This is a genomic window from Gemmobacter lanyuensis (assembly GCF_014652355.1).
Taxonomy (GTDB): domain Bacteria; phylum Pseudomonadota; class Alphaproteobacteria; order Rhodobacterales; family Rhodobacteraceae; genus Gemmobacter; species Gemmobacter lanyuensis.
This window is the reverse complement of the sequence record NZ_BMYQ01000001.1, coordinates 281,609-293,174: the sequence shown is the minus strand read 5'-3', so window position 1 is coordinate 293,174 and position 11,566 is coordinate 281,609. Positions and strand designations below refer to the sequence as shown.

Here is an 11,566-nt window from a genome sequence, read left to right as displayed (position 1 = left end):
CCCAAGGTAAAGCCGATCAGGCGCCCATCGCAAACCGCCGGTCGAGATCGGCCGGCGTCGGATCGCGCAGCACATAGCCCCGGCCCCAGACGGTCTCGATATAGTTCTGCCCGCCCGTCGCCTCGGCCAGTTTCTTGCGCAGCTTACAGATGAAGACGTCGATGATCTTCAGCTCCGGCTCATCCATCCCGCCATACAGGTGGTTGAGGAACATCTCCTTCGTCAGCGTGGTTCCCTTGCGCAGGCTGAGAAGTTCGAGCATCTGGTATTCCTTGCCCGTCAGATGCACCGTGCGACCGTCGACATCCACGGTCTTTGCATCGAGATTGACGCAGACCTTGCCGGTGCGGATCACCGATTGCGAATGGCCCTTGGAGCGGCGGATGATCGCGTGGATGCGGGCGACCAGCTCTTCCCGGTGGAAGGGTTTGGTCATGTAGTCATCGGCGCCAAAGCCGAATCCCCGCAGCTTGCTTTCGGTGTCATCCTCACCCGACAGGATCAGGATCGGCGTTTCGATCCGCGCCAGACGCAATTGTCGCAAAACCTCATGCCCGCTCATGTCCGGCAGGTTCAGGTCGAGCAGGATCAGATCATAGTCATAAAGCTTGGCCAGATCGATCCCGTCTTCACCCAGATCGGTGCAGAATACATTAAGATTGGCATGGGTCAGCATCAGTTCGATGCTGCGTGAGGTCGTGGGGTCATCCTCCACCAGCAAGATACGCATCTGTTACTCTCCGCTCCAGCGCCTGTGACAGATCCGATACTGCGGCGCATTGGTTAACCACAGGTTACTGTGGCATGACCAATCCGGAAAACAATCTAAAGTTGTCTATATTTCTGCAAAGCTGTGATTTTCAGGGCCTTTACGCCATGCGCCTCAACCATGGCGCGCCATTGGGCAAACTCTTCCTCTGACAGGTCATAGCGCGCCAGCGCATCAGCCTCGGACAAAAGGCCATATCGCACCGCCTGCACCACCACGGCCTTGCGCGAGGCCACCCAGCGGCGTGTATCGGCGGGCGGCAGATCGGCGCGGGTCAAAATCGAACCATCGGGCAGCGTCACCTGACGCGGACCATCGACACGTTTGAGATACATCACATCCCCTCCTGACTGCGGCAAGTCTGGAGGGGCGTGTTTAATCCTTGGTGAAGCCGCACCTTGAGACTGCACCGCATTTTCCTATATTGCGAGGCAATTGCCGCCTCCGCGGCCTCCCGTTTCCGGACATCTGCCATGCTTGACCATCCGCTCAATTCGCTGGGCCTGCCGAAGCCCCCCTCGGAAACGCGGGTCGTGGTGGCCATGTCGGGGGGCGTCGACAGTTCCGTGGTGGCCGCGGTGCTGAAGGACGAAGGCTATGACGTGGTTGGCGTCACGCTGCAGCTTTATGATCATGGGGCCGCGCTCGCCAAGAAGGGCGCCTGCTGCGCCGGGCGCGACATCCACGATGCCCGCCGCGTGGCCGAGGCGATGGGGTTCCCGCATTACGTGCTGGATTACGAAAACACCTTCCGCGAGGCGGTGATCGAAGAGTTCGCCGATGCTTATCTGGCGGGGGCGACGCCGGTGCCTTGCATCCGCTGCAATGAACGCGTCAAGTTCAAGGATCTGCTGGCCACGGCCCGCGATCTGGATGCCGATTGCATGGCGACGGGCCATTACATCCAGCGCAAGATGGGCGCCGCCGGGGCCGAGCTGCATTGCGCGGCCGATGCGAACCGCGACCAAAGCTATTTCCTGTTTTCCACCACGCCCGAGCAGCTGGATTACCTGCGCTTCCCGCTGGGCCATCTGCAAAGCAAGGCGGAAACGCGGGCGCTGGCCGCGCGCTATGGGCTGCCGGTGGCCGACAAGCCCGACAGTCAGGACATCTGCTTTGTCCCGAACGGGAATTACGCGGCGGTGATCGAAAAGCTGCGCCCCGGCGCCGCCGAACCGGGCGAGATCGTCGATCTTGACGGCCGTGTCGTGGGGCAGCATCGTGGCGTGATCCATTACACCATCGGCCAGCGCAAAGGTCTGGGCATCGGCGGGCTGGGTGAGCCGGTCTATGTCGTGCGTCTCGACCCCGATCTGCGCCGCGTGGTGGTGGGGCCGAAGGCCGCGCTCTCAACCCGCGTGATCCCGGTGCGTGAAATCAACTGGCTGGGCGATGCGCCCTTTGACAGCCAGGCCAAGTGGCATGTGAACGTCAAGGTCCGCTCGACCCGGCCGCCGCGCCCGGCGGTGATCCGGCCAGTGTCGGCGACCGAGGCAGAAGTCGAACTGCTGGACCCGGAAGATGGCGTCTCCGCAGGTCAGGCTTGCGTCTTTTATGCGACAGAAGGGTCCCGCATCCTTGGCGGCGGCTGGATCTGGCGCGGGCGTTAAGCCAGCGCCGCCAGCACCGACCGCGCCGCGCGCAGCCCCGGCGCCTCGCCCCCGCGGCCCAGCCGATCCATCGTCACCGCCATCGCCTCGATCTGCGCCGCGCGCCGGGGGCCGGGCGTCAACAGGTCCAGCAGCGCCGGGGCGATCGTTCCCGCCTCGCAGGCGGGGCCGAGGAATTCGGGCACGGCGCGCGTGTCAGAGACCAGATTGACCAGCGTCACCGTATCGATCCGCGCGGCCCGCTTCATCAGCCAGAAGCTGACCGGATGCAGGCGGTAGGCGATGACCATGGGGCAGCCATTGGCGGCCAGTTCAAGACTGACCGTGCCAGAGGCCGCAATCGCCACATCCGCAGCGGCGAAAGCGCCGCGTTTGCGGGCCGGATCGGTGATGATCTCGGGCCGGATCGGCCAATCGGCAGAGAGCGCCTCAACCAGATCGCGCACGCCGCGCACCGTGGGCAGCACCACGCGCGCTTCCGGGTGGACGGCCTTTACCTGTTCCAGCACCGCGCCGATCACCGGGGCCAGACGGCTCACCTCGCCCCGGCGCGATCCGGGCAGCGCGAGGATGAGCGGCCCGGGCCCCATCAGTGCCGCGCGCTCGGCCTCGGTCGCCAGCGGTTCGGCCACCACCGGATGCCCCACGAAATCGCAGGTCATGCCCGCGGCGGTCATATAGGGCGGCTCAAAGGGCAGCAGGGCAAGGACATGGTCGATCACCTCGGCCATCTTCACGGCCCGGCCCGGACGCCAGGCCCAGACCGAGGGCGCGACGTAGTGGATGGTCCGCATCCCAGGCGCCGCCGCCTTGACCAGCCGCGCCGCGCGCAGGCAGAAATCGGGGCTGTCGATGGTCAGAAAGGCCACGGCGCCAGAGGCCACCGCCGCCGCCGCCGTTTCACGGATGCGCCGTTTGAGATGCAGGTATTTCGGCAGCACCTCGGCGATGCCCATGACGGACAGCTCTTCCATCGGGAAGCGGCTTTCCATCCCCTCGGCCTGCATGAGCGGGCCGCCCACGCCTTCGAATTCGACCTCGGGGCGCAGGGCGCGCAGCCCCGCCATCAGTGCCGCGCCCAGACGATCGCCCGAGGGCTCGCCCGCGACGAGGAAGATCTTCATGCCTGCCCCGCGGCGTCACGCGCCCAGAGGAAAAGGCCCAGCCGCTCCGCCTCGGCCAGCATCGCGGCGCGGTCAAGCAGAATAACGCCACCTGCCTCAAACGCGATACCCGCCAGCCCCGCCGCATGGGCGCGGCGCAGTGTTTCCACCCCCAGCGTGGGCAGATCGATCCGCCGGTCCTGCCCGGGCTTCGGTGCCTTGTAGAATACGCCGCGCGCGCCCTTCGGATCGGGGCGGCGTGCGGTTTGGGCCACCCAGTCCAGCATGGCATCCGTGCCGGGCAGCGCCTCGACCGCAAGGCAAAGACCCTGCGCCACCACGGCACCCTGCCCCACATCGACCGCCCCCAGCGCCGCCACAATGGCCGCGGCCCGGTCGGCATCGCGCGCGTCCCCCTCGGTCGGCGCACCGGCCAGAACACCGGCGCCCGGCACCAGACCGGGGGCCACATCGGCCACACCTGCAATTTCGAACCCCGCCTCGGCAAAGATCGCCAGCACCTCGCGCAGGGTGGCGTCATCGCCCGCCTGCATCGCCGCCAGCAGGCGCGGCACCATCTGCGCCGTCGCCGGGTCAAACAGCGCGGGGTCCAGCCGCGGCCGCTGTACGGCGCCGGCAAAGATCACCCGCTCCACCCCGGCATCCGCCAGACCGCGCAGGAAGGGCACCAGACGTTCGACCCGGAAAACCTGATCCACCGCCAGCCCGGCAGGCTGAAATCCGTCCAGCGCACAGACCAGCGGCTGATCCAGCTCCGCCGCGACGGCCGCAGGCAAAGCCCCCGCCCCGGCGATGATTGCGGTTCTGGTCATATCGGCGGGCCTTACTTGGGGGTCAGGAAGCTGCGATCCGAGGCGCCGAGGATGAAATCCGTCATCTCGCGCACATAATCGCTGTCATTTTCTTCGGCGAGCTTGCGCGCGCGGTCCAGGAACGACCCCTCGCCCTGCGCAAGCATCTGATAGGCGGCACGCAGGGCAGTAATCTCGCGCCGGTCAACACCGCGCCGCTTGAGGCCGACAAGGTTCAACCCGTCCAGCACCCCGCGCGGCCCCTGCACCAGACCGTAGGGCACCACGTCATTGGTGACCATGGTCACGGCGCCGATGATGGCACCCTTGCCCACGCGGACCCATTGATGCACGCCCGAAAGCCCGCCGATGATCACGTCATCCCCGATCTGGCAATGCCCGGCGATGGCGGCCTGATTGGCCAGGATCACCCGATCGCCCAGAATCGCGTCATGGCCGACATGGGCGCCGGTCATCATCAGTACATCATCGCCGATGCGGGTCACCCCGCCACCCCCTTCGGTGCCAGTGTTCAGCGTGGCACCTTCGCGGATCTTGCAGCGCTTGCCCACCACAAGCCGGGTGCGTTCGCCGCGGAACTTCAGATCCTGTGGCACCTCGCCCACGACGGCGCCGGGGAAGATCACGGTTTCATCGCCGATCTCGGTCCAGCCCGTGACAACACCATGCGGTTTGACCACAACCCCCGCACCCAGCGTGACCTCGGGACCGATGACGGCGAAGGGGCCGATTTCGCAGCCGGGGCCGATCTGGGCGCCCGGCTCGACTACGGCCATCGGGTGGATGCGGGTTCCGGTCATGGGTCAGGCCTTCGGCAGATCGAACATGGCGGTGAAGGTCGCCTCGCAGGCCAGTTCGCCATCAACCATGGCGCGACCCTCGAATTTCCAGACCTTGCCACCGCCGCGCAGCGCCTTGACATGCAATTCCAGCACATCGCCCGGCACCACTTTGCGACGGAATTTTACCCCGTCAACACCCATGAAGAAAACCTTGGCGTTCTTGTCCACCAGATCCATCGACAGGCCGACCAGAATGCCCGAGGTCTGGGCCATCGCCTCGATGATCATCACACCGGGGAAAACCGGCATGCCGGGGAAATGCCCGGTGAACTGCGGTTCGTTCATGGTGACGCATTTGATGCCGACGCAGCTTTCGTTCACCACGATGTCGCGGACCTTATCCACCAACAGGAAGGGGTAGCGATGCGGGATGATGCGCTGGATCAGGTCCAGATCGGCAGAAAGCGGGGCTGCGGGGGTTTCGGTCATCGGGGTCTCCTTGCGGCTGCCATCCATGGGGCAGCCTTCGTCATGGCTTGGGGGTGGGGGCTGCGGGCGTGGCACCATCGCCCAGCACGGCATCAATCTTGGCTATCGCACGATCCGTGATGTCAATGGCATCCAGCGACAGAACGACGGTCGATTTGTCGATAAGGACCACCGCACCCAGTTCGCGCAGAAGTTCGGCAAGCACGGGACCGGCCACTTCACGGAACCGGCCGCGATCTTCCTCCATCTGGGTCGTCAGCGAGCGGGCCTTGGTATCCTGCGCCGCGCGGATGCCTTTGACCTTTTCGTTGAAGTCCTCGGAAAGGGGACGAAACTCCTCGGGTGTCATGGCGGCACGGCGATTGGTGAGATCGCGTTCTTCCGCCTCAAGCGCAGCCTCGAGCTTCTGATTCTCTGCCTGCAGGGCCCTGCGCGCGGCGTCAGAACGGGCCTGCATCGCCTGGCCATAACGTGTGCGCATATAAAGCTGATCCTGCTCGATCACGGCAATCTGGCTATGTACACCGGCAAGCGCTGCCCCCGGCGCAGCCGCTGCGGCAGCGGGTTCCTGCGCCAAGGCGGGCAGTGTCGACAGGATCGACACCACCGCCCCCAAGGCAAATGCACGCCCTCGCGCCATCTCAGAACTGGGTCGAGATCGTCAGGTCGAAGACCTGCTCTTTGTCGTAGTCCTGCTTGTTCAGCGCCTTGGCAAAGTTGAAGCGCAGCGGGCCGATGGGCGTGGTCCAGAACACCGAAACCCCGATCGAAGAACGGAGGTGGAACCCGTCATCCACCGGGTTCTGATAGCCCGAGACGTCATCCAGGCTCCAGACCGAACCGATATCGGCAAACAGGCCCCCCGACATGCCATATTCCTCGGGCAGACCCAGCGGGAAATCGGCTTCAAAACGCGCGACGGCAAACATATTGCCCCCCAGCGCATCGCCATCGGTATTGGCGGGATCGCGCGGGCCGATGCCTGCAGGTTCAAACCCGCGGATCTTGCCATTCGCGAAGAAGCGGTCAGTCACGCGGCTGGGTTCATTGCCCAGCATATGCAGAGCCCCGGCCTCGAAAATCGCGCGGACGGTGACATCTTCGTTCCAGATTTTCTGTTCGGCCATGGCCAGCGTCGTCATGGCGACGCTTTCCACATCCCCGCCCAGGCCCGAATAATCCAGACCAAAGCGCAGAAGCACCCCACCGCGCGGGTTCAGGCCCGTCACGCGGTTGTCGAAGGTATAAGTCGCACCCAGCCCGGTCGACAGAAGCGAGCCCCGCGCCGCATCATCCCCGATGATCGACGAGGTGGGCAGCGTGTCGCCATCATCGGTGAAATCGCCATCCTCGTTGGCATCTTCGCCCGCATAGACATCGAAAATCGACGACTGTTTCGCGAAGGCGCGCAGTTCCAACCGCCCCGCCTCGCTCAGCGGGAATTCGATCGCCGGGATGATGCCGATGAGACGGCTGTCATAGGTGGCGTTTTCATTGTCCGTCTCACGGTAATAGGCGTTGAACTTGAACTTCAGATCGCGGCCCAGGAAGGCAGGTTCGATGAAGGTGATCGAACTGTCGGTCGAATCCGACGCGGTCGAGATGTTCAGACCGACCGTCTGCCCCCGCCCGAGGAAGTTGGTTTCCTGCAGCCCGATGTTGAAACCCGGCCCCGACGATACGCCATAGCTTGCCCCCAGCGACAGAGAGCCGGTCGGCTGTTCTTCGACATCGACGTTGACCACGACCTGATCCGCGCTCGAACCCGGTTCGGCATCCACCTTGGCATCGGCAAAATACCCAAGCGCGCGGATGCGTTCGGCCGATTGCCGAATCTCGCGCGGATTGAAGGGGTCGCCTTCCACAGTACGGAACTGACGGCGGACCACCTCGTCCAGCGTGGTGGTATTGCCTTCAATATCAATACGTTCCACGAAGGTCTTCTGACCGCGCTTCAGCGTGAAGGCCACATCCAGCGTGCGCGCAGCCTCATTCCGGGTTACGACCGGCTCAATCGCCACGAAGGTCAGCCCTTTTTTGAGCGCGAGCGTCTCAAGCCGGGCGATGTTCGTCTCAATATCGGCAGGCGAATAGATGGTGCCGGACCGCAGACGCAACGCCTGCTCGAATTCGGCCGCATCCAGACCCTCGATCTCGCTGACCGCGGTGATCTGACCGAATTTGAATTGCTGGCCTTCCTTCAGGGTGAAGGTCACGAAAACGCCGTCACGTTCGCGCGCGACTTCTGCCGCAGCATCCAGAACCTGCACATCGATATAGCCGCGCGACAGGTAGAAATCGCTCAAAAGCTGCTTGTCGATCTGCAGCTGTTCGGGGCGCAGCGTATCGCGCTTGATCAGGTTACGCAGGATGCCGGCCTGCTTGGTCTGCAGCACCTGACGCAGGCGGCGGTCGCTGAAGGCGCGGTTGCCGACGAAGGACAGGCGCTCAACCTCGACCGTCTTGCCTTCGGTGATCTCGAACACCAGATCGACGCGGTTGCCGTCGCGACGGATGACCTTAGGGGTCACGGTGGCGGCAAGCCGCCCCTGCTCGCGATAGCCTTCGGCGATCGATGCGGCATCAGCTTCGGCCTGAGCGGGCGAATAGACGCGGCGGGCCTTCGATTGCACGATCTCGGCCAATGCCTCGTCCTTGAGGCGCGAATTGCCTTCAAAGTTGATGGCATTGACGATCGGGTATTCCTTGACGCGGATCACCAGCCGGTTGCCCTGCGGCGCGACCGAGACCTCTTCGAAAAGGCCCGAATTCTGCAAGCCCTGATAGGCGTCATTCAGCGCCCCGGCCGACAGCGGCTTGCCCTTGGCGATTCCCGCCAGTTTCAGGATCGAGGCGACATCGACATTCTGATTGCCTTCAACCGTCACCTGCGCCGGATCAAAGGCTTGCGCCTGTGCAGGCAGCACAACCGGCATGGACAGGCTTGAAGCACCCATGAAAAGGCCGATCGCCACGCCGCGCATCAGTTGCGCCTTGCGGTTACCTTGCCGCGAAATCGCGCGATCTGCCTGAACCATGGCCTGCCCTATCTGAAGATCATTCCTGCCTCTGACTAGCGGCAAAGCCACCTGTTGTCAAAAGGCGCGGGGCAAGTTTTGCGGCTGTGGGCGGGGTTCGACACAACCGCTGCACCCCTGCATCGCTGCCAGGGGGCGACGCCGGCCTTTCAGGGGGTCGCGGTCAGCAGGGCGCCGACGAAGGCCCCTGAAAGCAGCCCGCCCAGAATCGCGGCCAGCATGACAAGCCAATCCCAATTCAGCCCCACAAGGAACGACAGACCACGGTAGCCATTCATGACGGTTTGCATCGTCTTCACCCACTTCTCATCACTCGGCAAGCTTAGCAGGTGAATATGGCATCATTAGGGCTATGTTGATCCATCCATAGGGATGGATGCCATCACGGGCAGAACAGATCGTTCGTCAGCGCAAAAAGCATCATGCTGAGCAAGAGCGTCAGCCCCACCGTCATCAGCCCGCGCAGCGCCCGGTCCGACGGCGGGCGGCCCGTCACCGCCTCATAGGCGTGAAACACCAGATGGCCGCCATCCAGCACCGGCACCGGGAAAAGGTTCATCATCCCGACTGCGGTCGAAAGCGTGGCGATGAACAGGATGAAGCTGCCCGCCCCCATCGAGGCTGCGGCCCCCGAGGTTTCGGCAATGCCCAGCGGCCCTTGCAGGTTGCAGGTGGAAATCGCGCCCGTGATCATGTGCCACAGGCCGGAAAGGCTGGTGCTCACGACATTGATCAGCTGCTGCACGGCCAGACCCAAGCCCTCGATCACGCCGGGGCTGCGCAATTCCGGGGTGAAGACCAGCCCGCCGCCCAGCCCCACCAGCCAGCGGGTTTCAAACCCGCCCTCGGGCTTGGGCATGTCCACGCGGCGGGGAGTCATGGTCAGCTCCAGACCCGCGCCATCCCGGATCAGCTGCAGCGTCACCGGCGCGCCACCCGAATTGCCGACGATGTCGCGCATGTCGTCAAAGCTCTGGACCGGCTGGCCGTTGATCGCCTGCACGAAATCGCCCTCCAGCACCCCGGCCTCGGCGGCGGCCGACAGGGGCTGCACGCTGTCCACATAGGGCGGATAGGGATAGGGGCCGGTCAGGTCGACCTCGGCGCCCGCCCGTTCGACGGTATAGGTGGCCGTCGCAGAGACGGGCAAGTCGCGCGCGGCCTTGAGGAAGCTTTCCAGATCCGGGGTGGGCGTGTCCCCCAGCGCGGTGATACGGTCGCCAGCCTGCAACACCTCGGCCCCCGGCGCGGGCTTGACCACGCCGACGACCGGCTGGTTGGTCGCAATACCCGCGACCCAGAAATACCCGGCAAAGATCAGGATCGCGAGAATGAAGTTGAACACCGGCCCAGCCGCCACCGTGGCCGCACGCGCCCAAAGGGGGGCGCCATGCATGGTGCGGCGCAGCTCATCCTCGGGCAGCGCCGCCATCGCCGCGCCATCCTTGCCAGAGGCGGCGTTGCTGTCGCCCAGGAATTTCACATAGCCGCCGAAGGGCAAGGCCGCGATCTGCCAGCGCGTCCCGCGGCGGTCCACCCGGCTGAACAGCGTGGGGCCGAAACCCAGGCTGAAAACCTCGGCGTGGATGCCCGACCAGCGGCCGACGATGTAATGGCCGTATTCATGCACCGCAACGATCACCGAAAGCGCCGCCACAAAGGCGACCAGCGTGAGGGCGAGGTTCCCGAAATCCGGGAGAAATCCGACCAGTTCCAACTGCCTGTCCTTTTGTCAGCCCGTCGCGGCCGTTACCCCGCCCGTCGCGCAGCCAGCGCGAGGGCACAGGTTTCGGCTTCCGCACGGGCGATCCGATCCATCGACAAAACGTCTTCCAGCCCCATCGGGGCATTTCCAAGGCCGTTCCGGCGCGAAAGCGCGGCGAGCGTGTCTTCCACCACTCCCGCCATATCGGCAAATCCGATCCGCGCGCCAATGAAATGATCGAGAGCGATTTCCTTCGCCGCATTGAAGGCCGCGCCCGCCAGACCGCGCGTCGCCATGACCTCGCGCGCAAGGCGCAGGGCGGGGTAGCGGGCATCCTCGGGCGCGCGGAAGGTCAGCTGCGCCAGCGCTGCGAAATCCAGCCGCGCCACCGGCAGATCGGCCCGCTCGGGCCAGTTCAGCGCATAGCCGATGGCATGGCGCATATCCGCCGCCCCCAGATGTGCCATCATTGCCCCGTCGCGATAGCCAACCATCGAATGGATGATGCTTTCGGGATGGATGATGACTTCGATCTGTTCAGGCGCCACGCCGAAATATTCGCGCGTCTCGATAACTTCGAGCGCCTTGTTGAACATCGAGGCGCTGTCGATGGTGATGCGCTGCCCCATCGACCAGTTGGGGTGGGCCAGCGCCTCGGCCACGGTGGCGCGGGCCAGCCGCTCCAGCGGCCAGTCGCGCAGCGCCCCGCCCGAAGCAGTCAGCACGATGCGTTCGACGGCGGCCAGATCCTCGCCCACCAGCGCCTGAAAGATGGCGCTGTGTTCGCTGTCGACCGGCAGGATGCGGGCGCCGTGGCGCGCGGCCTCGGCCATCAGAAGTGGGCCTGCGGTGACAAGGCTTTCCTTGTTCGCAAGGGCCAGCGTCGTGCCGTGGCGCAGCGCGTGGAAGCCGGGCGCAAGCCCCGCCGCCCCGACGATCGCGGACATGATCCAATCGGCCGGGCGATCAGCGGCCTCAAGAAGCGCCACCTCGCCTGCCGCGGCCTCGATCCCGCTGCCGGCCAAAGCCGCGCGCAGGGCGGGCAGGCAATCGTCAAAGGCGGTCACGGCCACTTCGGCACGCAGGGCGCGCGCCATTTCGGCCAGACGCGCCACATTACGCCCGCCGGTCAGCGCCACGGTGCGAAAGGTTTCAGCCCCGCCGTGGTGAAGCATCAGGTCAACGGTCTGTTCACCAATCGACCCGGTCGCCCCGAAAATGGAAATGCGGCGCATGG

Annotated in this window: 12 protein-coding genes; 1 reads left to right on the top strand and 11 read right to left on the bottom strand. The window is 64.8% G+C overall.

The window, feature by feature from the left end; all coding sequences use genetic code 11:
• Positions 1 to 16 precede the first annotated feature (16 nt).
• Together ctrA and sciP are read right to left on the bottom strand one after the other, a co-directional pair.
• Positions 17 to 730 (bottom strand): response regulator transcription factor CtrA, encoded by a 714-nt coding sequence (ctrA, locus tag IE101_RS01400; RefSeq protein ID WP_189632015.1) that lies wholly within the window; start codon positions 728 to 730, stop codon positions 17 to 19.
• A gap of 95 nt (positions 731 to 825) precedes the next feature.
• A complete protein-coding gene (gene sciP, locus IE101_RS01395) occupies positions 826 to 1,104 on the bottom strand; it encodes a CtrA inhibitor SciP (protein ID WP_189632014.1) in 279 nt (92 codons plus the stop codon).
• A 138-nt stretch (positions 1,105 to 1,242) separates the two neighbouring features.
• On the opposite strand from sciP, the gene mnmA reads away from it, so the two are divergent.
• On the top strand, positions 1,243 to 2,379 hold the full coding sequence (gene mnmA / locus IE101_RS01390) for a tRNA 2-thiouridine(34) synthase MnmA (protein ID WP_189632013.1): 1,137 nt from the start codon (positions 1,243 to 1,245) through the stop codon (positions 2,377 to 2,379).
• On the opposite strand, the gene lpxB is transcribed toward mnmA, so the two are convergent.
• From lpxB to dxr, 9 genes are all read right to left on the bottom strand, one after another.
• Positions 2,376 to 3,503: a lipid-A-disaccharide synthase gene (lpxB, locus tag IE101_RS01385; protein ID WP_189632012.1), complete on the bottom strand. Its 1,128-nt coding sequence runs from the start codon at positions 3,501 to 3,503 to the stop codon at positions 2,376 to 2,378. The two genes, mnmA and lpxB, sit on opposite strands and share 4 nt — an antisense overlap.
• Positions 3,500 to 4,315, bottom strand: coding sequence for an LpxI family protein (locus IE101_RS01380; protein ID WP_189632011.1), 816 nt, complete (start codon positions 4,313 to 4,315; stop codon positions 3,500 to 3,502). Before IE101_RS01380 ends, lpxB begins: the two co-directional genes overlap by 4 nt.
• An 11-nt stretch (positions 4,316 to 4,326) precedes the next feature.
• A complete protein-coding gene (gene lpxA, locus IE101_RS01375) occupies positions 4,327 to 5,115 on the bottom strand; it encodes an acyl-ACP--UDP-N-acetylglucosamine O-acyltransferase (RefSeq protein WP_189632010.1) in 789 nt (262 codons plus the stop codon).
• A 3-nt stretch (positions 5,116 to 5,118) separates the two neighbouring features.
• Positions 5,119 to 5,586, bottom strand: a complete 468-nt coding sequence (gene fabZ / locus IE101_RS01370; protein ID WP_189632009.1) for a 3-hydroxyacyl-ACP dehydratase FabZ — start codon at positions 5,584 to 5,586, stop codon at positions 5,119 to 5,121.
• A 40-nt stretch (positions 5,587 to 5,626) separates the two neighbouring features.
• On the bottom strand, positions 5,627 to 6,190 hold the full coding sequence (locus IE101_RS01365) for an OmpH/Skp family outer membrane protein (protein ID WP_189632008.1): 564 nt from the start codon (positions 6,188 to 6,190) through the stop codon (positions 5,627 to 5,629).
• Between the two features lie 37 nt (positions 6,191 to 6,227).
• Positions 6,228 to 8,624 carry an outer membrane protein assembly factor BamA gene (bamA, locus tag IE101_RS01360; RefSeq protein WP_189632007.1) on the bottom strand — a complete coding sequence of 799 codons (2,397 nt, stop codon included), beginning with the start codon at positions 8,622 to 8,624 and terminating at the stop codon, positions 6,228 to 6,230.
• Between the two features lie 149 nt (positions 8,625 to 8,773).
• Entirely contained in the window at positions 8,774 to 8,923 is a 150-nt protein-coding gene (locus IE101_RS01355) for a hypothetical protein (protein WP_189632745.1), read from the bottom strand.
• An 83-nt stretch (positions 8,924 to 9,006) separates the two neighbouring features.
• Complete coding sequence (rseP, locus tag IE101_RS01350) at positions 9,007 to 10,341, bottom strand: RIP metalloprotease RseP (RefSeq protein ID WP_189632006.1); 1,335 nt, start codon at positions 10,339 to 10,341, stop codon at positions 9,007 to 9,009.
• A 32-nt stretch (positions 10,342 to 10,373) separates the two neighbouring features.
• Positions 10,374 to 11,564 carry a 1-deoxy-D-xylulose-5-phosphate reductoisomerase gene (gene dxr, locus IE101_RS01345; RefSeq protein ID WP_189632005.1) on the bottom strand — a complete coding sequence of 397 codons (1,191 nt, stop codon included), beginning with the start codon at positions 11,562 to 11,564 and terminating at the stop codon, positions 10,374 to 10,376.
• Positions 11,565 to 11,566 lie beyond the last annotated feature (2 nt).

What these genes read in the sequence shown, in the direction of transcription:
- lpxB (WP_189632012.1), bottom strand. Translation starts at nt 3,503, where the DNA reads ATGAAGATCTTCCTCGTCGCGGGCGAGCCCTCGGGCGATCGTCTGGGC.
- bamA (WP_189632007.1), bottom strand. Translation starts at nt 8,624, where the DNA reads ATGGTTCAGGCAGATCGCGCGATTTCGCGGCAAGGTAACCGCAAGGCG.
- ctrA (WP_189632015.1), bottom strand. Translation starts at nt 730, where the DNA reads ATGCGTATCTTGCTGGTGGAGGATGACCCCACGACCTCACGCAGCATC.
- mnmA (WP_189632013.1), top strand. Translation starts at nt 1,243, where the DNA reads ATGCTTGACCATCCGCTCAATTCGCTGGGCCTGCCGAAGCCCCCCTCG.
- sciP (WP_189632014.1), bottom strand. Translation starts at nt 1,104, where the DNA reads ATGTATCTCAAACGTGTCGATGGTCCGCGTCAGGTGACGCTGCCCGAT.
- fabZ (WP_189632009.1), bottom strand. Translation starts at nt 5,586, where the DNA reads ATGACCGAAACCCCCGCAGCCCCGCTTTCTGCCGATCTGGACCTGATC.
- dxr (WP_189632005.1), bottom strand. Translation starts at nt 11,564, where the DNA reads ATGCGCCGCATTTCCATTTTCGGGGCGACCGGGTCGATTGGTGAACAG.
- IE101_RS01380 (WP_189632011.1), bottom strand. Translation starts at nt 4,315, where the DNA reads ATGACCAGAACCGCAATCATCGCCGGGGCGGGGGCTTTGCCTGCGGCC.
- lpxA (WP_189632010.1), bottom strand. Translation starts at nt 5,115, where the DNA reads ATGACCGGAACCCGCATCCACCCGATGGCCGTAGTCGAGCCGGGCGCC.